Genomic DNA, 20,868 nt, shown 5'->3' with positions numbered 1-20,868 from the left:
GCCCCGGGGGGCGAAACGCCGTCCGCCTGCCGACCCCGGGACCGGTCACAGAGGAGGCTGTGCGGGTGCGGGGCCGAGGGTCGTGGTGCCGGGGGCCGTACGGTGGCCGAGCCCCGTGCGGTACGCGTCCAGGGCCGCCTCCACCCGGCCGGTACGGCGCAGCAGATCGCCGAGCAGCCGGCACAGGTCGGCCAGGTCACCGGCCGCGCCCGCCCTCTCCAGCATGCTCAGGGCACGGACGTAGTGCTCCTCGGCGGCCTCCGTGTCGCCGGCGTCCTCGGCGATGATGCCGAGCAGCCGGTGGGCCGCGGCGGAGTGCAGGGCGCCGCGTTCGGGGCCGAGAGCGTCGCTGAGCACGTCGTGCAGGAGGGCCGCGGCCTCGTCGGACTTGCCGCGCCGGTGCAGTACGTCGGCGAGCTCGACGGCGACCTGGCTGCTGTAGAGGGCGGCGCGCCCCGCGGAGAGCATGTCGAGGGCCTGCCTCAACTCGCCCTCGGCATGGTCGAGTTGGCCGTTCTGGGCGTACACGTAGCCGCGCATCCAGTGGCAGTTGGCCAGTTCGGTGCGGAGCTGGAGGGTGCGGTACAGCTCGGCTGCCTTGGCGAGGGAGGCGTCGGCCTCGGCGATGCGGCCCTCGGCGAGCAGGGTGCGGGCCACCGAGCGGTGCATACGGGCGACGAGCGCGGGGTCCCCCGCCTGCGGGGCGAGGGCGAGCGCGAACTCGGCGGCCTGGGCGGCGCGGGCCTGGGCGCCCATGTCCATGTAGGGGCCGATGACGCTGGCGTAGAGGAGGAGCAGCGCATCCGGGTCGTGCAGTCCGCTGCGGTTCAGCTCGTCGAGGGCGGACTCCAGCAGGTAGACGGCGTAGCGGAGTTCACCGGCCAGGTAGTGGGAGACGGCCCGCCCGCGCAGGGCGGGTACGCGGGCCGGCAGCGGTACGTCGGCGAGTGCGCGCTCGGAGCCCTCGAAGTACTCCCTGGCGGCCGTCAGCTCTCCGGTGTCCAGGGCGCACTCGCCGAGCCCGAGCAGGGCGATCGCCTGGACGTCGACGAGTTCGTGGCTCTCGGCCTCGGCGAGCAGCGCGGCGTACTGCTCCGCCGCCTGCTCGGCCTCGCCGCCGGCGAGCGTGCGCTGCGCCTCGGTCAGTCTGAGGCGCAGATCGGTGGCGAGGCGGGCCGGACGTCCGGTGACCAGCTCCTCGTAGGCGATCCCGAGGCGTTCGGCGATGTGCCGCAGCGCCTCCTCGGAGGGGCGGACCCGGCCGGCCTCCAGGGTGGAGATGTAGGCGGGGGTGTAGGCGGGCTCAGCCAACTGGCGTTGGGTGAGCCCGCGCTCGGACCGCAACTGCTGGACTCTGCGACCGATGGTCACCGGATCGTCACGGTCCGACACGACAACTCCCCCTGAACCTCTTGCCGTTGGCCCCCGTCGACCCCTACGTTAAACGGCGTCTTAAGTGCGTTTAATACAAACCTGTTGAGACGCTGTTGAGAGGTTGCCGTGCTCCGACACATCTCCGAGCGTTACGCCCGAGGGTTCGGCGCAGCCCTCGTCGCAGTGGCCGCCCTGGTCCTGGCGGCCAACGCGGGCCCGGCCAAGGCGGCCGACACGGGGCCGGCCGCCCAGGTGCAGCAGGTACACCACGGGGGCTAGTGGTCAGCAGTTCCAGGTCGCCCAGTACCAGTTGCCCTTCAGCTCGCCGTTTGAGAGGAAGACCGGGGTCTGGACGTCGATGCCCGGGAGGCCGCCGTTGTTGCCGTAGTACCAGATGTAGTGGCCGTGGTTGCGACTGCCGTAGTGGACCTCCAGCCAGCCCTGGGAGTGGTGGACGTACGGCGCGAACCACCAGGCGCCCCGCTGGCCGGCCGGGATGGTCGAGGTGTGGGTCTCGGTCGCGGTGTGGGCACTGCCCACCTTCCAGGTCTCCGACTGCGAATCGCTGGCCTTCATCCCGGCCTCGAACGTGTCGCTGAAGCCGGTGGACACCTCCACGGACGTCGACTGCTCGAAGGCGTACTCGGTGCTCGTGGTGTTGGTGTCGGTACGGGTGAGGGTCACGGGCTGGTTGCTGGCGCAGTTGCTGATCACGTTGGAGGCCTGGCGCCGCTTGCCGAGTTCGGTGAAGGCGTCCTGCTCGTGGTACTGGCACGAATCGGCATTGTTGTTGTTGCAGTCCCAGATCACGTCCGGCGCGTCGTCACCCCAGCCGGGGGTGGTGTTGGCGCTGGCGGTCCCCGCGCAGAAGGGGATCACCAGGAGAGCGAGGGCGGGGGCGAGGGCGGCCAGCTTTCCGCGGCCGGGCTTCTGGAGCTTCATGTGGGGGTTCTCCCGTCGAGGCTGTGTGGGGTGCAGCGACGGGATGATGATCTGGGCTGCAGAATTGTTCCGGCACCCATTTCATCAGGGTAATCAATCCAATCAATCGCCGCTCGATCACCGGGTGTCACTCCCCGCACACCTTCCGGTACGCCACGCCCGGCAGATACGTCCGCCACTGCGCCCGGGTCAGGCCCTCACCCCCCGCTCGCGCGCACACCGTCGCCACCGCCCGCGCCGGATCGATGGAATACCGCTGCAGCGGTACGTGCGCACTGCCCGCGTACACCGTGCCGCCGTCGGCGCTGAAGGCGACGGTGTCGATCTGCTCGCCGGACGTCGTCAGGGGGGAGCCCAACGGCTGCTGGGTGGCGATGTCCCACAGCTGGAGGCTGCCCGCCTCGCCGCCGACCGCGAGCGTGGTGCCGTCGGGGCTGACCGCGAGGGCGGTGACCGCCTCCGAGGTGTCGCCGAAGACCGCGTCGCCGATGTTCTCGGGGAGGGCGGCGAAGACGCTGGGCAGGATCCCCGACCGCTGCCGCACCTTCCGGTCCCACAGCGCCACCCGGCCCGCCTCGTCGCCCGCGGCCAGCAGCGAGCCGTCCGCGGCGAAGGCGAGTGCGCCGATGTCCTCGCCCTGGACCAGGTTCCGGCCCGTGACGCGCCCCTCGGGCAGGGTGGCGACCCGGTTGTCACCCGCCAGGACGCTGCCGTCGCCGTTGACGGCGAGGTGAGGGCTGGACAGGGACTTCACCACAGCCGTCCGGTGGTGGTGCACCAGGTCCCAGATCTCGTCGGTGCAGGTGCCGATGGCGGGTGTGCGGGCGGCGTAGAGCGTGCGGGCGTCCCGGCCCAGGGCGATGGTCACCACCGCTCCGGCCGATGTCCCGGTCGCGAGGTCGAGCGTCGTACGGACCCGGCGCCCGGTGAGGTCCCAGACCGTGAGGCGCTGCGTGGAGACCTCGCTGCCCGGGGCCGCGACGCCGTACGCCAGCGTCCCGCTGTCGGAGGAGAAGGCCAGCAGAGAGAACGTGTACGCCGGGACCACCGGGGAGGAGGGGTCGCGGGAGACGGGGACGGGCGGGGCGGGCAGGGTGCGCAGCAGCCGGCCGTCGGCGGTGTCGCGGAGCCGGACGGTGTAGTGGTCGCCGGTGCGTTCGGCGGTGGCGAGGGTGCGGCCGTCGGGGCTGAGCAGCACGTCGTCCTGCGGGGTGTCCTGCCAGTCGGTGGTGACGGCGGCCGGGATCCACAGCGAGTGCACGGTGCCGCCCTCCAGATAGCGCAGCACGGACTGCTTGTCGTCCCAGGCCAGAGTGCCGTACAGGTGCTGGTTGTTCAGGAAGTGCCTGAAGAGCGGGGCGTCGTTCTCCGGCCGCCACACCCGGACCTCCCGGGTGTCCACGGTCGCCAGGAGCCTGCCGTCCTTGCTGAAGGAGAGGGCCTTCACGCCGGTGTCCGCGAGGTCGGCCAGCCGTTTCCCGGACTTCAGGTCCCACACGCGGACCCCCGTCGAGGTCACCGCGGCGAGCCGCTGCCCGCCGCCCCCGCCCAGGACCAGGTTCGACCGGTCCTCGCCGCAGGCTCCGCTCTCCTTCTCCCAGTGCCCGTGCACGATGCGCCCGCTGCTCAGATCCCGTACCTGCGGTGCCCTGCCGCCGACGGGGCAGACCGCGAGCAGCCGGCCGTCGGCGCTCACCGCGACGACGTTCGAGGTCGCCGCCTGCGTCCGGTACCGCAGGCTGCCGTCCGCGGCCGAGCGCACCTGGACCGCGGAGTCGTTCAGGTCGGTCACGACATAACTGCCGCCGCTGAAATCGACGAGCGCGTTGCCCGTCAGCCGGTCGGCGCGCCATCGCCCGGTGGTCGTGTCCCACAGCCGTACCCCGTGGTCCACGGCGACCGCCAGCAGCCGTCCGTCGGGGCTCGCCGCCTGCACCCTGCCGTCCACGGGCAGCCGGCCGGAGGCGATGCGCCGGTGGTGTGCCACGTCCCAGGTGCGCCAGGTGCGGCCGTCGACGCTGAGCAGCGTGCGACCGGAATCCGTCAGGTGGCGCACGGTTCCGTCGCCCGTCGCCGGGTCGCTGAAGGTGTCCGCCTCCGGCTGCCCGAGCGCGCCCAGCAGCGCCCCGCGGGTCTCCGGCAGGCGGGCCATGCGCCAGGCGGCGACACCGAGCAGCTGGGCGGTGTGCGGGTCGGTCGTCCGCAGACCGTCCGACACGGAGGCGATCCGGCGGGCCGCGTCCTCGGTGCGCCGGCGCTCGTTGTCCCGGCTCTGTGTCCACGCGGACAGGCCGGCAACCAGGGCGATCGCGAGGACGGCCGACAGCACGCCGACCGCGGCGCGGGCCTGGCGCGTCGAGCGGACGGCGGCCCGGCGTTCCGCGTCGCGGGCAGCGAACGCGGCGGTCAGGAACTCCCGTTCCGTCGCGGTCAGCGACGGCTCCTGCGCGGGATCCGGGAAGTGCTCCTCGGCGCGCTCGAGCCGGCTGCCCCGGTACAGGGCGCCGGGGTCGCGGTCGTGCTCCAGCCAGGTGCGGGCGTCCTCGGTCAGCGCCCGGTGCCTCAGCAGCCGCTCGCGGTCCTGCTCGATCCAGCCCTGCAGCCGCGGCCAGCAGGTGATCAGTGCCTCGTGGGCGAGGTGGACGCCCTCCTCGTCGGCGGTCAGCAGCCGCGCCCGGGCCAGCCGCTCCACCACCACCGGGACGTCGGGGTCGGCCCACTCGTCGAGTTCTGAACGGGTGAGGGGGCGGCGGGTGTCGACGGTGCCGCGGCCCGGCTCGATCATGCGCAGCAGCAGATGGCGGGCCGTGCCCCGCTGCGGTGCGGTGAGCTGCCCGTACACCTCCTCGGCGCTCGCCGCGATCGCGCCGCGCACGCCACCGGCCGCCTCGTACGCGGCCAGGGTCAGCATCCGGCCCTTGCGCCGGCGCCAGGTCTCCAGCAGGGCGTGCGAGAGCATCGGCAGGCCGCCGGGCTGGTCGAGGACCTCCTCGACGATCTTCGCGGTCAGTTCCCGCTCCACCAGGTGCCCGACCGCCTGCGCCGGTCCGACCACCGCCTCGCGCAGCTCGTCGGCGGTCATCGGGCCGACCAGGAGTCCGGCGCCGGACAGAGCGTCCGCCAGGCCGCGGTGCTCGGCGCAGCGGGCGTAGAAGTCGGCCCGTACGGCGATGAGGACCTTCAGCCGACGGTCCGGGTCGCGGGCGGCGAGCAGCAGGTCGAGGAAGCGGGCGCGCTCGGCGCGGTCCCTGCAGAGGGTGAAGACCTCCTCGAACTGGTCGACCACCACCCAGCTCTCGGGGTCGCCCTCGGCGGGCGTGAGCAGATGGCCGTAGGTCTGCGCGGGCCGGTCCCCGGGAGTGAGGACGCGCAGCACCGCCGGTCGGCCGCGGGTCCCGATCTCGTCCCTGAGCCGCGGGATGAGACCGGCCCTGAGCAGGGACGACTTTCCGCTGCCCGAAGCCCCGAACAGCACCGCGAACCGGTGGTCGCACACCAGCCGGTTCAGCTCGTCGACCAGCCGGTCCCGGCCGAAGAAGAGCTGCCGGTCGTCCGGCTCGAACCGGGTGAGGCCCCGGTACGGCGGCGGCACCTCCCGGTCCTCCTCGCGCGCCGTCCCTGCCTCCTCGGCCTCGGCCTCCTTCCAGCGGGCCTCCCACTCGGCGGGATCCGCCCCGCACGCGCAGGCGTACCCGCGGACGACGGCGAGCGAAGGCAAGCGCTCTCCGGCCGCGGCCTGCGAGAGCGTCGTCGCGGCGTACCCGGCGGTCCGGGCCATCGCCCGGTACGAGGGGCTGCCCGCGGCCCTGCGCAGCTCGCGCAGTTGATGCGCGAGGCGTTGCACGGGACCGTCATCGGGATCCACGGGTCTTTCGGGTCGGCCCACAGCGCCCTCCCCTCTGCACCACTGGCGGCTTTCGTACGGCTTTCGTACGCGCCCGGAGAAACGACAACCTAACGTCCGGACAAATAACTCGGAACCGGTTCACAGCAATTGATCGCTGTGACAAAAGCGACGTGCCAATCAACGTTCCGGTTGCGAGCCTCGGCGGTGACGTCACCAGCGAGGAGAACAGCACCCCGTGTACGGCAGCATCCTTCGCCATCTCGGCCTGTCTGCATTCGTCTCGTCCGCCCTGGTCGCAGCGATCGCGGCGCCCGCGCTGACCTCCTCGCCCGCCGCCGAGCCCGTTGTGCAGGTTCACCCTGCCGACCGCTGCCCGACGTTGATCAGTTCGGTGAAAATCCGTCTCGTGTTTGACGGAAAGCCCTTCCATTGAACTCTCAACTTGCCAGTCTTCTCCCAGCCTTCCGGATGTCATGTCCGGAACGAGTGGACCGTCGACTGGAGCCCCCCATGCCCAGAGCAGCCAGCAGCGCAAGGACCTTCCGCCTCGCCCGGGCCGCCGCCGTCGCGGGCAGCGCCGCCACCCTCGCCCTCGCGGGCAGCGCCTCCGCCGGTGTGCTGCAGAACCTGCCCGAGAACGCGACCTCGTTCGAGAAGAACTTCGAGCCGGTCTACGACTACGACACGGACAGCTGCTACCCGGCCGCCGCGATCGACCCGAGCGGCAACCTCAACGGCGGTCTGAAGCCGACCGGCCCGATCACCGGCGAGTGCCGCTCCGGCCACCTCGGCAACGCCAACACCTACTCGCGGTCCAAGTGCAACAACGGCTGGTGCGGGATCATCTACGCCAGCTACTTCGAGAAGGACGAGGCCTCCCCGGGCATAGGCCACCGCCACGACTGGGAGTGCATGGTCGTCTGGGTCCAGGACGGCGCATCCACCCCGGCGTATCTGTCCGCCTCCGCGCACGGCGGCTTCAGCACCCACCCGATCGCCGACGTCCCGATGAGCGGGCAGCGCGTCGAGGCCGTCTACCACAAGGACGGCGCGTCCACCCACGCCTTCCGCTTCGCCAAGTGGGGTGAGACGCCGGAGAACGACACCGGTGCCTGGCACCAGGAGAACCTGCTCAGCTGGGCCAACCTGGCCACCGGCCTGCGGGACAAGCTGAACGCCTCCGACTGGGGCAGCGCGAACTTCCCGCTCCAGGACTCCAAGTTCGCCGACCACCTGAACAAGGCCAAGCCGACGGGCATCGCCTTCGACCCGTACGCCTGACCGGCGGACGGCAGGCCCGCGGCACCGACCGCCGCGGAGTTGATTGCCCCCATGAACCGGGGTGCTGATCAACTCTCCGACTGCCAGGCTCTTCACCGGGGCCCCAACCGCGGCCGCCGACGTACACTCCCCCCTGCGCGTCGGCGGCCGCTCCCCTTCGCGGGGGCGGCGCGATGTGAGGCGCCCCGTCCCGTCGTGGCCCGGCGCCGCCTACGCTGCCTCCATGCCGTCTCCCGCCGCCCGCACCGCGCTGGACCTCACCGCCGGTCTCCCGGTCGCCGACCTGGAGGACTTCTACCGGGACCTGCACCGCCACCCCGAGCTGTCGCTCCAGGAGCACCGCACGGCCGCCAAGCTGGCCGAGCGGCTCACCAAGGCGGGTTACGAAACCGCCGAGGGCATCGGCGGCACCGGCGTCGCAGGCGTCCTCCGCAACGGCGAGGGCCCGACGGTCCTCCTGCGCGCCGACATGGACGCGCTGCCGGTGCACGAGGAGACGGGACTGCCGTACGCCTCCTCCACACCCGGCGTGATGCACGCCTGCGGGCACGACCTGCATGTGACCTGGCTGGCGGGCGCGGCCGCGGCGCTGGCCGCCGGACGCGACACCTGGTCCGGCACCCTGCTGGTGGTGGGCCAGCCCGCCGAGGAGACCGGCCAGGGCGCGCAGGGGATGATCACGGACGGCCTGTACGAGCGCTTCCCACGCCCGGACGTACTGCTCGGCCAGCACGCGGCGCCCGGACCCGTCGGCTTCTACGCCCACTCACCCGGCCTGATCATGTCGGCGTCGACGGACATCGACATCGTCATGCACGGCCGCGGCGGGCACGGCTCCCGTCCCGAGACGACCGTCGACCCAGTCGTCACGGCCGCCTACCTCGTCACCCGCCTCCAGACGGTCGTCTCCCGGGAGATCGCCGCCCGTGAGTCCGCCGTGCTGACCGTCGGCCGGATCGAGGCGGGCACCCGGCACAACATCATCCCGTCCGAGGCGCGCATCGCCCTCAACCTGCGCACCCAGTCCGACGAGGTGCGCGAGCGGATGATCGCCGCGATCCGGCGCATCGCGGCGGGGGAGGCCCTGGCCGCCGGCTGCCCGAGGGAACCGGAGGTCACGGTGGGCGCGACCTTCCCGGTGACCACGAACGACGCCGACACCGACCGCCGGATCGCCGCCGTGCACGAGGAGGTGCTCGGGGCCGGGACGGTACTGGACTTCGGTCCGGTGATGGGCAGCGAGGACTTCCCGCACCTGGCGCACGGCGGGATCCCGTACTCCTACTGGTTCGTCACGACCACCCCGGCCGACGTGTGGGACGCGGCGCCCGGCACCGACCTGATGGAGAAGTTCCTGGCCGTACCGAGCAACCACAGCCCGCACTTCGCGCCGGATCTGTCGACGGTCACGCCGGGCGTGCGGACGCTGGTGTCGGGCGCACTCGCGTATCTCACGTAGCTCGCGTATCTCACGTAGCTCGCGTATCTCACGTGTCTCACGCAGTGATCGCGCTCCTGCACTCACCGCGTGAACAACTACAAGTGCACCTACTGCGGCAGATCGAGGCGTACCGCTGCCCCCCCGTGCGGCCACCTGGAGCTGTTCGCCACCGCCGAGGTCCAGGGGCTGGTCAGCCCTGGGTCTGCAACTGCCGCAACTGCCGCTGCACATGGTCAAGCGCACCCTGCCTGCGCCCCGGCACCCGCGAGCGCAACTCGGCCAGCGACGTGCCGAGTTCCCGCGCAGCGGCCGCATCCCGCACCTGCCCCCACTGGTGATGCGCCCGGTCCACGGCCGCCTCCACGGCGGGCGCGTCCGGCGCCTGCCCCGCCGCAAGCCGCGCGGCGGCCACCCCCAGCCAGGTCCGGCAGCTGCGCGCCGGATCCCCGGCGAACATCGCCAGATCCGCCCGCACTTCGGCCCAGTGCAACGCCTCCTCGGACCCGGGCCCGTACGCGTGTACGGCGGCCTGCTCGTGGTGGGCGGCCAGGGTGTCGGCGTCGTGGTGGCGGCCCGACTGAACGGCGGCGGAGATGGCGGAGTGGGGATCGGTCACCTCACTGACCTGCTGCCCGTCGGTGCCACTCGGGCGCCGGTCGGCATCATTCAGCCCGTCATGGGGGTCCCCCCGCTCGAGCGAAGCCGAGAGTGGGGGAGTTTGAGGACGAGGCCGCTCAGGCCGATACGGGGGTCTGGGGGCGAAGCCCCCAGGGACACCAGCCACGACCCCACCCGCGGACAGCAACAGGTCCGCATACCCCTCCGCGCCCACCCGCGCCAACGCCTGCTGATGCAACTGCTCCACCGCCGGCCGCAGGCCACTGCGCAGAATCGTCGCCACGGCCTTCATATACGCGGGCACGGCCACCGCACGCCGCGACGAGGGCGGCGGCGCGACCCGGCCGTAGACGGCGTTGTTGCGCCCCGAGTCGAGCGGGTTCACCCGAAGCCACTCCCAGGCCTCGGCGTCCGCATGCAGGTCGAGGAAGAGGGTGGTGGAACCGACCGCCCGCAGCCGCAGTTCCTCCCGTATCCAGTGCCACGGCAGCCCGGTGTAGCGCACCGTCGCGGGCGTCGTACGGGCGAGCGCCAGATGCGGCAGCCGCTGGCGGCGGTCGAGCTGCAGCTGCCCGGTGACGAAGACGGTGAGCGGCCCCGGGACCCCCGCAGCGGCCCGCAACCGGGTGAGCACGGCCTGCGGCTCCAGCGGGTCGGCGAGCTCGACGACGTTCGCCGTGTCCGTGCCGGACAGGACGGCGGGCGGGACGGCCGCCAGGACGGGAAGCACGGACGCCGCGTCCACCAAGCGGCCCTTGCCCGCCGGGGATGCGGCGAGCAACAGCACGGTTCCGGGCATCGTTCCCTCCCCATCCCCCGTCGATCACTTACGGCAGCACCGTAACCGCTGCGGGTGCAAAGGGGGGCGTCAGGACGCCAGATACCGCCGTACGTCGGGCACTTCGTCCCGCCTGCCGATCGCGAGCGCGACCCAGGAACCGTCCGGGAAGGCGAGGTCCACGCGGTTGCGATGGCGGGCCGGGTGCGGCTCGCGGCGCAGGGAGAGCACTTGCCGGGGGTAGTCCGCGTAGAGCCTGGGGGTTTCGCGTTCCGGCGAGAGCGGCTTGCTGAGCAGCAGCACTCGGCTGTCGGTGAACGTCAGCAGGAAACTGTCGTTCCGGAAGGTCCCGCGCCCGTCACCCGCACGCACCGCGATCACGAAGCGGCCCGCGTCGCTCTCCCAGCCGCCCTGCCAGACCCGGCCGCGCACCAGCTTCCGGATGCCGAAGCCTCCCCAGAACCAGTCCTCCAGCTTTTCCAGCGGGTACGTCAGCACAGAACCCGCCACGGCCATCCAGTGGAAGGGAAGCAGCAGCACCCGCAGGCCGCGGAAGCTCCGGTCCTCCGTCCCGCTCCCCGGCGCACGCGGCGGACGATGCCGGCGCGGGATGCCCTCCGGCGCCAGCGGATCCAGCCCGGCCGAGAAGACGCGGTACAGCTGCTCACCGCTCAGGAGGCCCCGGGCGGCGTACTCCTGACGGCGTACGTCCAATTCCGTCATCCGAAGTCCTCCTCGATGCTGCGCTTGTTCACCCGGTAGGGCTGCTCGTGGGCGAGCTGCTGGTCCCGCGCCTCGGCCTCCTTCACGGTGTCGCTGTGGAGCGCCTCCTTGACGGGCTCGGCCGGGTCGCCGGTGAGCCCGGGGACCTCCCCGAAGAGGGGCTTGAAGACATGCTCCTTGAGCTGCTTCATCCCTTCATGGTGGGCGGCCCACACCAGGCCCTTGTGCGTCCCCTCACCGCCCATGCCGCGCCAGCCGGACATCTTGCGGACACCCTTGGCGGCCTTGAGCACGTCCTTGAACTTCGCCTCCCCCGCCCGCATGTCCTTCACGGCCTTCATCAGGTCGCGCAGTGCCGTCCCGAGCTTGGAGGAGACCTGTTCCACCCGCTCCACGTAGACGGCGACCTCGGCGTCCACCGCGAGTGCGTCCACCGCTGTGGCCAGGCCGGCCGTCAGCAGGTCGGTGATGAGTCCCGCGGCCACCGTCATGGCGATCATCTCGATCGCCTCGCGGATGATGGCGACGACGGTGTCCTCGGCGAGCTTGCACTCCTTCGCGGCGCTGTTGAGGATCTCCGCGGTCCGGCCCATGTCCTCGGCGGTCCGGTCGATGGCGTCGACGTACGCCCCCATGCCGTGACCGAAGGCCTCCGAAGCCTCTCCCTCCCAGTGCTCGGGGAGCTTCGCGGCGCCCATGCGCAGGGTGTCGGCCAGCGACTGGAGTGCCTTCGCCTGGCCGTGCCAGCTCTGCGCGGCGGCATGCAGCCGGCCCGGCATGCCGGTGACCTTCTCCAGCTGGTCGAGCATTCCGGTCGCCTCCAGGACGCCCCGGACGAGGTCGTCGATGCCGGCGTCCAGGCCGTGTTCCTGGCCGGGCTCCACGTCCTCCAGCGGCGGGAGCGGCGCGGGTTCCTTCTTCGTCCAGGCGTATGCGGCTGCCGTGTCGCTCATGCGCCGATGCCGTCCATCCCCTGGCCGAGGTCGTACTCGTTGCTCAGGTACTGGCCACCGACGTCCCGAAGCCCCTTGGCCACATCGGCAAGGACGGAGACGAGGTCGCGGACGTTGTGTTCGGCGGCAGCGGCGTGCTCCAGGTAGGCGGAATGCAGCTCGTCGGAGTCCGGCAGCTTGCCGAACGCACCGCCCGGCACGGTGATGTGGGCGAGCTCGGAGGCCACCCGTGGAAGGTCGTCGAGGTGTTGCTCGGCCTGTGCCGCGTACTTGAGCAGCACGTCCGGGTCGACGTGGAAGCCGTCCCCCATGAGTCCCCCATTGTTTGCAAGCGCGTGCGTTGCTTCCCGGAGTCTAGGAACGCCCGGTAGCGGCCCCGCCAAACCGTGGAAAAGGGAGATCCAATCCCGGTCAAGATCACGCAAAGATGTCCCTTGCTCGCCCCGGACGCGAACCGCACCCGGAACTGCCCCCGCCCACCGACTTGCCAGGCCCTGCCTCCAGGTGTGCTCTGGTAGGCAGGGGCGAGGAGAGAGAGGAGTGCTCTCATGGCTCAAGCGGCACCCACGTCCGGCGGAATGATGGGCAAGGTCAGGCTGAACCGCGCGGCCCGGCCCACTCGCACACCCGACCTGTTCGACGAGCGGGTCCACACCGTGGGCCGGTACGGGATCCCCGTGGCCCTCGGGCTCGTCTACGGCTTCTGGGCCGCGGCAAACCGGCGCGGCGGCGGCGACATCACCGGCTGGAACATCCTGTTCGGCTTCGTCACGGCGGCCGTGTTCATCGTGCTGTGCATCGCCGTCGCGACGTTCGCACCGCTGCTCAAGCGTGAACTGCACTCACTGGTGAAGTCCGGCTTCGCGGGCGCCGCGGTCGCCTTCCTCTACAGCCAGACCGGCGAGTCGGTCTACCGCTCGGTGGCCCTGGGCGTGGTCGTCACGGCGGGCATCTTCCTGGTGTTCTTCTACCGCTACTACACGCGGGAGGACGCCGTCGGCAACCGCATCCGCTGACCGGCCCCAGGGTGCGGCGCACCCGAACGGAACCCATATGGAGGCGCCCCGCTCGCGGACCCGGCCCCCGGGCCGTTGCCTGGAGAGGTGGCCCCCAAGCGATCCGAGCGCCTGCGGCACGCCCTGTCGGCGGCACTGATCGCCCTCGCGTGTCTGCTGGCGCCGTGCGGCACGCTCGCGGCCTGGGCGGCGTACGACCTGGCCGACACGAGCCGCTACGTCACGACGATGGCGCCGCTGGCCGGGGATCCCGCGGTGCGGGACGCGGTCGCGGACACCGTCGGCGCCGGGATCATGGAGCAGGTCGACGACCGGGGGGACGTACGGCCGCTGCGGGGCACCGTGCGCCCCTTCGTGCACGACGCGGTGCACTCCTTCACCGGTACCGAGGCCTTCCGTCTGGCCTGGGACTCCGGGAACCGGGCGGTCCACGACGCGGTGCTGCGCGCCCTGCACGACGAGAGCGACGGCGACGTCACCGTCGACCTCGCCCCCGTCACCGCCCAGGTCAAGCGTCAACTCGCCGTGGACCATGTCCCGTTCGCGAACCGCATCCCGGTCGAGCACACCGAGGTCTCGGTACTCCCGGCCCAGGAACTGGACCGTCTCCGGAAGGGATTCCACGTGCTGGAAGTCGCCGGTTTCTGGCTGCCCGTGGCGTCCGTCGTCTTCGCCGTGACCGGGATCGCCGTCGCCGCCTGCCGCCGCCGCGCGGTCACCGCGACCGCGCTCGGCACGGCGCTCGGCGGCGCGCTGCTCGCCCTGGCCGTCACGATCGGCCGCCGCCTCACCCTCGCCGACCTCCCCGACGAGACCCAGCAGCCGGCCGCGGGCGCCGTCTACGACGCCCTCACGGCAACCCTCCGCCAGGCGTGCTGGCTGCTGATCGCCCTGGGCCTGACGGTGGCCCTGGCCGCTTGGCTCACCGGACGCCGGGGCCGTCTCGTACGACGTCGGCAAGCACCCCCAGAGCCCGCTCCAGATCAGGCACGGCAGCCGACGCCAGACCAAGCCTGACCGACTCCGGGGTCCGCTTCGGGTCGACCACAAAGGCGGTCCCCGGCGTGACGGCGACCCCGTGCGCGGCCGCCGCCGCCGTAAACGTGTCCGCCCGCCACGGCGCAGGCAGCTCCCACCAGGCGAAATAGGCCCGCGGATCGCACCGCACCCGAAACCCCTCCAGGTGCTCGGCGACCAGCTGCTGCCTGCGCGCCGCATCCTCCCGCTTCGCCGCCACCAGCCGCTCCACCGTGCCGTCCCCGATCCACCGCACCCCCGCCTCCAGCGCGAACCGCCCGGCGCTCCACCCCCCGGACCGCACGGCCGTCGCCACCGCCTCCACGCGATGCGCCGGTACGACGAGAAAGCCGGCCGTGAGCCCGGGTGCGACCCGCTTGGAGAGGCCGTCGACGACATGCGTGAGGTGAGGGGCGTACGCGGCGAGGGGGTCGGCGGCCTCGGCCGGGTCCGTGAGGAAGGACCAGATGCGGTCCTCCACGACGGGGATGTCCAAGTCCGCAACAGTCTCGGCGAGTTGGCGCCGTCGTGCCTCGCCCGTCGTCACGGACGTGGGGTTGTGCAGGGTCGGCTGGACGTACAGCGCCGACAGGGGAGCGGCCCGGTGGGCTGCCGCCACCGACTCCGGACGCAGCCCGCCCTCGTCCGTGTCCAGCGGGACCAGCCGGACGCCCAGCCTGCCCGCGATCTCCTTGACCAGCGGATACGTCAGCTCCTCGACCCCCACACGGCCGCCCGGCCGGACGAGGGAGGCGAGGGCGGCGGCGATGGCCTGGCGGGCGTTGCCGGTGAAGAGCAGCCGGTCGGGGGCCGGGCGCCAGCCGGGGGTGGCGAGCAGGGCCGCCACCGCCTCGCGGGCCTGCACGGTCCCGGCGGCGGGTGCCGGGCGCAGGGCCTCGGTGAGGACGTCGGGGCGCAGCATCGGCGCGAGGGCGGGGGCGAGCAGCTCCGACTGGCCGGGCGCGGAAGGGTAGTTGAGCTCCATGTTCACCGGGGCAGCGGTCGCCGGTTCGGTGAGTGCACGCCCGGCAGGTCCGGTCCGGGCGGCCCGTACGAAGGTGCCCCGGCCGACCTCGCCGACGACCAGCCCCCGCCGCACCAGCTCGCCGTACGCCCGCTCCGCCGTGGAGGCCGCGATCCCGTGCCGCCTGGCGAACTTCCGCTGCGGAGGCAGCCGTTCGCCCGGCCGGAGCCGTCCGGCGGTGATGTCTTCGGCTATGCGGTCGGCTATCCGCCGGTACGCGTCCACGAGGCCCCCTGTTGTTGCTGCTGTCGGCATTGCACCGAGGGCAAAGATCTTATTGCACTGAGGAGTTGGGCCGCCCTAGGGTCGAGGTCATGCCATTTCCGCTGGTCCTCGTCCACGGCCACCCCTTCGACCACACGATGTGGAACCCGCAGCGGGAGGCGTTCTCCGGCTCCCGCCGGGTGATCTCCCCCGACCTGCGCGGCTACGGCGCCACCCCCTCGTCGCCCGAGGTCACGCACTTCGAGCAGTTCGCGCAGGACCTCGCGGCGCTGCTGGACGAGCTGAGGGTGGAGTCTTGCGTGCTCGTCGGTCTCTCCATGGGCGGCCAGATCGTCATGGACTTCTACCGGCAGTTCCCCGGCCGCGTCCGCGGTCTGGTCCTCGCCGACACCTTCCCGGCGGCGGAGACACCCGAGGGCGTCGAGGTCCGTCACGCCATGGCGGAGCGCCTGCTGCGGGAGGGCATGCGCGGCTACGCCGACGAGGTGCTGGAGAAGATGGTCGCGCCGTACGCCTCCGCCGAGGTCAAGGCGCATGTGCACCGCATGATGACGGCCACCCGCCCGGAGTCCGCCGCGGCGGCCCTGCGCGCCCGCGCCGCCCGCCCCGACTACCGCGAGCTGCTCACCACCGTCACGGTCCCGGCCCTGGTGGTCGTGGGCGCCGACGACACCTACACCCCGGTCGCCGACGCGGAGGCGATGCACACGGCGCTCCCCGACTCGACGCTCCACGTCATCGAGGGCACGGCCCACATGCCGAACCTGGAGCGGCCGAAGGAGTTCAACGAGGCACTGGAGAGTTTCCTGGTGCGCATCGACTCCGCCGGGGGATGATTCGGGCATCCCACTCGTGAGCGGAGGGCCCGGCCTTGGACACTGCGGCTGCCGAGTGGACCGCTGCGCGTGAGGACGAGCCGGTACGGCGGGGCGGGCGGCGCTTCGCGGCCTGGTGCGCGGGGCTGCTGCTGGCCGCAGTGAGCGTGGTCGTCGGCTGCCGGGCCGCCGACGGCGACGGCTTCACCCCGGTCCCCCAGGTCCTCGCCTTCCTGCCCTGGCTGCTCGCCCCCACCGGGCTGGCCCTTCTCCTCGCGCTGCTCGGCCGCCGGCGCCTCGTCATGGTCTGGGCGCTCGTCGTCCTCGGGCTGCTGGCGTGGTTCATCGAGCCGTACGGGAAGACGGACGAGCCCGGCGGCACCCCCGTCGCCGAGTTCAGGGTGCTGACCTCGAACGTCGAGTTCGGCCGCGGGACGGGCTCCCTCCTCCCCGAGATCCGGCGCCACAAGCCGGACATCGTGTTCGTGGAGGAGTGCGAGTACACCTGCCAGGCCCGGCTGAAGCAGGACTTCGGCGCCGACTACCCGTACCGGCAGGCCGTGGCGGCCGGCGGCAGCCGCGGCTCGATCATCCTCAGCCGCTTCCCGCTCAAGGTCACGGCGGGCGTGACCGGGACCATGGGCATGCCCGGTGCCGTCGCCGACGTGCGCGGGCATGCCGTACGGCTTCAGCTGGCGCACCCCATGCCGCCGCTGCCCGGCCAGGTCGGCCTCTGGCGCCGGGAGCTCGGGCGGCTGCGGGACGCTGCTGCCGCCGTCCGTACGCCCATGGTCCTGGCCGGCGACTTCAACGCCTCCCAGGACCACGCGGCCTTCCGCCGCATCCTCGACGCCGGTATGCGCGACGCCGCCCGGCTCGCGGGCCACGCCCGCACACCCAGCTGGCCCGCCCGCACGGCCCCGACGTTCGGCGCCCAGATCGACCATGTGCTCGTCTCCCGGGACTTCTCGGCGAGCAGCGCCCGCTTCCTGGACCTGGCCGACACCGACCACCGCGCGCTGCTGGTGGACGTCACGCTGCACCGGCGCGGATGATCCGACCGTGCCCGGAGCACAGGTGGGTGCGGCCGCCCTGTGCAGAAGGGCGGCCGCACCGTGTGGGGAGTGGCGGCTAACGCGTGCTCTTGTGCAGGGACTTGTCGCTCAGGGACTTGCCGCTCATGGCCTTGTCCAGCGCGGCCCGGAAGCCGTTGGCCCACAGCTGGTCGACCTTGGCGCGCTCATTGGCGTCCGGGTTGGTGTTCGTGCAGGACGGGCCCGGGCCGCCGCCCGACATCAGCTCGCTGCACGGCCCCTCGTAGTGGTCGGGCAGACCGAGGACATGGCCGGTCTCGTGGGCGGTGACGCGGGTGGAGTCGTACTCCTTGTTCTGCGCGTAGTCGAGGAAGACATAGCCGCCGCCGTGGCCGTCGGTGGAGGCGTACGAGCCGCGGGAGTCGTTGCCCTCGCGGTAGCTGAAGTCGGCGCCCGAGGAGCCCGCCTGGAGCTTCACGTTCGACACCGCGCCGTTCCAGATCTGGGCGCTGCGGGCTATCTCGGCGCTGAACGTGGGCGCCGCGGAGGCGTCGTAGGTGACCGTGACGGCGGCCGCGCTGTTCGGGTGGGCGGCCCGCTTCTCGGCGACCGACCTGAGGACGGCCTGGAAGAAGGCCTGGTTGGCCCAGGCCTCCGCGGACGAGCCGGTGTAGCCGGAGTAGGGGGCGGGAGCCGGGGCCGCGGCGGCCGGAACCGCCGTACCCAGGCCGACGACCGCGAGGCTGAGGCCGAGGGCGGCCACCGCCCGGGTGGATATGGGCATGACAGACACAGAGGTGCGCTTGCGCATCGATGACTCCTAGGTGGGGGGTGAGTCGTCGAAGCTGAGTTTCGGCCCCTGTGGAACGGCTGTGATGATGGCAACCGCCGATAGCACGCCCGTATCACCACGCACCGAAACACCCAATTCCCGTCCCGCGGGAGTGATTTATGAGGCTGGTGAAACCTTGGGTTCCGCTTTACGCTCCGAGGGCATGAACCTAGAGGTGAGGCACCTCCGCGCGCTGTGCGCCATAGCCGACACCGGCAGTCTGCACCGCGCCGCCCGCCAACTTGGCGTCGCCCAGCCGTCGTTGAGCACCCAGCTGCGCCGTATCGAGCAGGAGCTGGGCGGCACCCTGTTCGTCCGCGCCCGCACCGGCTGCCGGCCCACCCCTCTGGGCAGCCTGGTACTGAGCCGCGCCCGCCCGCTGGTGGCCGAAATGCGCTCCCTGGTCAGCGAGGCGCGAGCCGCGGCCGCCGGGGGCCCCGAACTGCGCGTCGGCTCCACCGCGAGCAAGGCCCTGGCGGGCTGGCTCCGCCGCCTGCGCACCCGCGGCCAGGACCCCACCCTCCACATGAACGTCTCCCCCAACGCTCTTCTCCGCATGGTCGCCGACGGCCAACTGGACGTCGCCTTCGTGCACGAGGTCGAGGGCAGCCCCTTGCGCATCCCCGAGGGCCTCCACCTGCGCACCCTGGTCGAACGCGAACCCCAGTTCGTCTACCTCGCGGCCGACCACCCCGCAACGGCGCACCCCGTGGTCCACCTCTCCGACCTGGCAACCGACCGCTGGATGATCGATCCGACAGTGGACGGCGAATGGGACGCGGTCCAGCGCATGTTCCGCACGGCGGGCATCAACCCGCACGTCCTGCACGGCGACTACCACACGGCCGCCGCCCTGGTGGCGACCGGCGAGGTGGTCACCGTCTGCCAGCCGACCGCCGTCTCGCATCCCGACATGGCGGTACGCCGCCTCCAGGGCGACCCGCTCGGTGTACGCCTCCTGCTGGCGGCCCGCACGGAGACCGACCTGGACGGCGCCCTGCCCGCACTGGAGGAGGCGTACTGGGAGTCGGCCCGACAGGCACCGGCGTACCGGGAGTGGCTGGAACACGAGGCGTCCCCGTTGACGCGTGGTTGACACGAGTGGCCGTACTGTCCCTTGGCCCTGCCCAAGATCACCATCTGGGGCCGCTAACCTTACGTGTCCGTCCTGGCCAGGGATTGACGGGATCAACTCACGCGAAGGGTTGCGAACATGGGCATTCTCACTCTCCTGCGGAACGCGTTCGGCAGGTCACGCAAGGGGCGTGCCGCCGAAGCAGAGGGTGCGGACCTCACCCCTTCGCACACTCCGGAACCGACGGTCCCGGCACCCTCCCCCGAGCCGCAGCCGACACCATCTGCGCAGGTCCCGGAACCGCGCTCGTCGTCCCGTGAGGACCAGGACGAACACGACCTGGTCTCGGCGGCCTTCGACAACGTGACGGTACCGAGGCCGTCGGAGCCTCTGGACACGGCACCTACGAAGCCCGAGGACAGCCCGGAACCGGCCACAACTGAAGCTCCCACCGAGCCGAAGCCAACGACAGAGACAGCCCAGGAGCCCGAGCCGATCGCGGAGACCGAGCCGGAGCCCGAGCCGGTCACCGAGCCCGAGCCGGTCACCGAGACCGAACCGGTCGCCGAGACCGAACCGGAGCCCGAGCCGGTCACCGAGCCCGAACCGGTCACCGAGCCCGAACCGGAGCCCGAGCCGGTCGCCGAGACTGAGCCGGAGCCCGAGCAGACCCCGGAGCCGGTGGCCGCCGCGGCCGAGGCGGACGAGCCCGCGGCCGCCGACGGCGAGGAAGCCCCGCAGGGGCCACCCGCAGTCGACATCGAAAGCAGCACGGGTGGTGCGGGTGGGAACGACTCCGCCGAAGGCGAAGCCGAGGCGGACCCCGCACCGACGGCGGAAGCCGAGGTCCCCGAGCCCGCGCCGGTCGCTGAGGCCGAAGAGCCCGTGACCGCCGCGGCCGAGGCGGACGAGCCCACGGCCGCCGACGGCGAGGAAGCCCCACAGGGGCCACCCGCAGTCGACAACGAAAGCGGCACGGGCGGTGCGGGTGGGAACACCGATGCCGAAGGCGAAGCCGAGGCGCAAGCCGAACCCGCGGCCGAGGCGCAGCCAGAGGCCAAGGCGCAGCCAGAGGCCGAGTCGCAGCCCGAACCGACGGCGCAAGCCGAGGAGCCGCAGCACACCCCCGAGCCCGTAGCCCCCGCGGCCGCGCCGGAGGCCGACGCCCCGGCCACCGCCCTGGCGAAGGCCGGCCTCACCACCGCCCGCGCCAAGGTCTACCTCGTACTCGACCGCTCCGCGAGCATGCGCCCGTACTACAAGGACGGCTCCGCCCAGGCCCTCGCCGACCAGACCCTCGCCCTCGCCGAGCACCTGGACCCCGCGGGCAGCGAGAACGCCTCCGTCCACGTCGTCTTCTTCTCCACGGAGGTCGACGGCACCACCGACCTCACCCCGGCCTCCCCCGAGACCGCCATCGACGACGCCCACGCCGGCCTCGGCCGCATGGGCCGTACCAGCTACCACGCCGCCGTGGAAGCCGTACTGGCCCACTACGACGCGAACACCCCCGACGCGAAGACCCCCGCCCTGGTGGTCTTCCAGACGGACGGCGCCCCGGACGCGAAGACCCCCGCCACCCAGGCCCTCACCGACGCCGCGAAGACCCACCCCTCGGTGTTCTTCTCCTTCGTCGCGTTCGGCGACCACGACAACAAGGCCTTCGACTACCTCCGCAAACTGAAGACCGACAACACGGCCTTCTTCCACGCGGGCCCCACCCCCCTGGAGCTCACGGACGCGGAGCTCTACGACGGCGTGCTGATCGACTGGCGCCCGTGATCCCGTAGATCGCCGCCGAATGGATCCCCACCAATAGATCACCACCGAGAGATCACCCGGGCCGCCCCTTCCCACCCCGTAAAACGGGAAG

General features: G+C 72.1%; 19 protein-coding genes. 10 read left to right on the top strand and 9 right to left on the bottom strand.

Annotation, left to right across the window (positions count from 1 at the left end; translation table 11 throughout):
- Window positions 1–45: 45 nt before the first annotated feature.
- Complete coding sequence (locus IH68_RS0125295) at window positions 46–1,392, bottom strand: helix-turn-helix domain-containing protein (protein ID WP_030939232.1); 1,347 nt, start codon at window positions 1,390–1,392, stop codon at window positions 46–48.
- A 108-nt stretch (window positions 1,393–1,500) separates the two neighbouring features.
- On the opposite strand from IH68_RS0125295, the gene IH68_RS57270 reads away from it, so the two are divergent.
- Complete coding sequence (locus IH68_RS57270; protein WP_199931927.1) at window positions 1,501–1,653, top strand: hypothetical protein; 153 nt, start codon at window positions 1,501–1,503, stop codon at window positions 1,651–1,653.
- 3 nt (window positions 1,654–1,656) lie between these two features.
- Here IH68_RS57270 and IH68_RS51815 read toward each other — a convergent pair whose 3' ends face one another.
- Together IH68_RS51815 and IH68_RS0125280 are read right to left on the bottom strand one after the other, a co-directional pair.
- Window positions 1,657–2,316: a hypothetical protein gene (locus IH68_RS51815; RefSeq protein ID WP_051833712.1), complete on the bottom strand. Its 660-nt coding sequence runs from the start codon at window positions 2,314–2,316 to the stop codon at window positions 1,657–1,659.
- Between the two features lie 127 nt (window positions 2,317–2,443).
- Window positions 2,444–6,202: a hypothetical protein gene (locus IH68_RS0125280; protein WP_030939227.1), complete on the bottom strand. Its 3,759-nt coding sequence runs from the start codon at window positions 6,200–6,202 to the stop codon at window positions 2,444–2,446.
- A 196-nt stretch (window positions 6,203–6,398) separates the two neighbouring features.
- On the opposite strand from IH68_RS0125280, the gene IH68_RS0125275 reads away from it, so the two are divergent.
- From IH68_RS0125275 to IH68_RS0125265, 3 genes are all read left to right on the top strand, one after another.
- On the top strand, window positions 6,399–6,596 hold the full coding sequence (locus tag IH68_RS0125275) for a hypothetical protein (protein ID WP_030939224.1): 198 nt from the start codon (window positions 6,399–6,401) through the stop codon (window positions 6,594–6,596).
- A gap of 77 nt (window positions 6,597–6,673) precedes the next feature.
- Window positions 6,674–7,444 carry an NPP1 family protein gene (locus IH68_RS0125270; protein WP_030939222.1) on the top strand — a complete coding sequence of 257 codons (771 nt, stop codon included), beginning with the start codon at window positions 6,674–6,676 and terminating at the stop codon, window positions 7,442–7,444.
- Between the two features lie 223 nt (window positions 7,445–7,667).
- Entirely contained in the window at window positions 7,668–8,903 is a 1,236-nt protein-coding gene (locus tag IH68_RS0125265) for an amidohydrolase (RefSeq protein ID WP_030939219.1), read from the top strand.
- A gap of 172 nt (window positions 8,904–9,075) precedes the next feature.
- Here IH68_RS0125265 and IH68_RS0125260 read toward each other — a convergent pair whose 3' ends face one another.
- From IH68_RS0125260 to IH68_RS0125245, 4 genes are all read right to left on the bottom strand, one after another.
- A complete protein-coding gene (locus IH68_RS0125260) occupies window positions 9,076–10,302 on the bottom strand; it encodes a hypothetical protein (protein ID WP_030939217.1) in 1,227 nt (408 codons plus the stop codon).
- Between the two features lie 69 nt (window positions 10,303–10,371).
- Window positions 10,372–11,004, bottom strand: a complete 633-nt coding sequence (locus tag IH68_RS0125255; protein ID WP_030939215.1) for a hypothetical protein — start codon at window positions 11,002–11,004, stop codon at window positions 10,372–10,374.
- A complete protein-coding gene (locus tag IH68_RS0125250; RefSeq protein ID WP_030939213.1) occupies window positions 11,001–11,957 on the bottom strand; it encodes a WXG100 family type VII secretion target in 957 nt (318 codons plus the stop codon). The genes IH68_RS0125255 and IH68_RS0125250 overlap by 4 nt, the downstream gene beginning before the upstream one ends.
- The gene (locus IH68_RS0125245; protein ID WP_030939211.1) at window positions 11,954–12,268 is read right to left on the bottom strand and encodes a hypothetical protein; all 315 of its coding nucleotides are present in this window, start codon (window positions 12,266–12,268) and stop codon (window positions 11,954–11,956) included. Before IH68_RS0125245 ends, IH68_RS0125250 begins: the two co-directional genes overlap by 4 nt.
- A gap of 237 nt (window positions 12,269–12,505) precedes the next feature.
- On the opposite strand from IH68_RS0125245, the gene IH68_RS0125240 reads away from it, so the two are divergent.
- Window positions 12,506–12,973, top strand: coding sequence for a hypothetical protein (locus IH68_RS0125240; protein ID WP_030939209.1), 468 nt, complete (start codon window positions 12,506–12,508; stop codon window positions 12,971–12,973).
- Between the two features lie 87 nt (window positions 12,974–13,060).
- Window positions 13,061–13,990, top strand: a complete 930-nt coding sequence (locus tag IH68_RS0125235) for a hypothetical protein (RefSeq protein WP_030939207.1) — start codon at window positions 13,061–13,063, stop codon at window positions 13,988–13,990.
- On the opposite strand, the gene IH68_RS0125230 is transcribed toward IH68_RS0125235, so the two are convergent.
- Complete coding sequence (locus IH68_RS0125230; protein ID WP_030939205.1) at window positions 13,896–15,239, bottom strand: PLP-dependent aminotransferase family protein; 1,344 nt, start codon at window positions 15,237–15,239, stop codon at window positions 13,896–13,898. The genes IH68_RS0125235 and IH68_RS0125230 overlap by 95 nt on opposite strands.
- Window positions 15,240–15,328: 89 nt before the next feature.
- Between IH68_RS0125230 and IH68_RS0125225 the strand changes: the two genes are divergently transcribed.
- On the top strand, window positions 15,329–16,075 hold the full coding sequence (locus IH68_RS0125225; RefSeq protein ID WP_051833710.1) for an alpha/beta fold hydrolase: 747 nt from the start codon (window positions 15,329–15,331) through the stop codon (window positions 16,073–16,075).
- A gap of 35 nt (window positions 16,076–16,110) precedes the next feature.
- Complete coding sequence (locus IH68_RS0125220) at window positions 16,111–17,109, top strand: endonuclease/exonuclease/phosphatase family protein (protein ID WP_030939201.1); 999 nt, start codon at window positions 16,111–16,113, stop codon at window positions 17,107–17,109.
- Window positions 17,110–17,185: 76 nt separating this feature from the next.
- Here the strand turns inward: IH68_RS0125220 and snpA are convergent, their stop codons facing one another.
- Window positions 17,186–17,872, bottom strand: a complete 687-nt coding sequence (gene snpA / locus IH68_RS0125215) for a snapalysin (protein ID WP_107057528.1) — start codon at window positions 17,870–17,872, stop codon at window positions 17,186–17,188.
- A 211-nt stretch (window positions 17,873–18,083) separates the two neighbouring features.
- Here snpA and IH68_RS0125210 point away from each other — a divergent pair, with 211 nt between their 5' ends.
- Complete coding sequence (locus tag IH68_RS0125210) at window positions 18,084–19,016, top strand: LysR family transcriptional regulator (RefSeq protein WP_030939197.1); 933 nt, start codon at window positions 18,084–18,086, stop codon at window positions 19,014–19,016.
- A 117-nt stretch (window positions 19,017–19,133) separates the two neighbouring features.
- Window positions 19,134–20,777 carry a VWA domain-containing protein gene (locus IH68_RS0125205; RefSeq protein ID WP_030939195.1) on the top strand — a complete coding sequence of 548 codons (1,644 nt, stop codon included), beginning with the start codon at window positions 19,134–19,136 and terminating at the stop codon, window positions 20,775–20,777.
- Window positions 20,778–20,868 lie beyond the last annotated feature (91 nt).

The sequence above is a fragment of the Streptomyces sp. NRRL S-646 genome (assembly GCF_000720765.1).
In the GTDB taxonomy this organism is placed as follows: domain Bacteria; phylum Actinomycetota; class Actinomycetes; order Streptomycetales; family Streptomycetaceae; genus Streptomyces.
The sequence above is the reverse complement of the archived record's forward strand: the minus strand, read 5'-3'. Positions and strand labels throughout refer to the sequence as shown.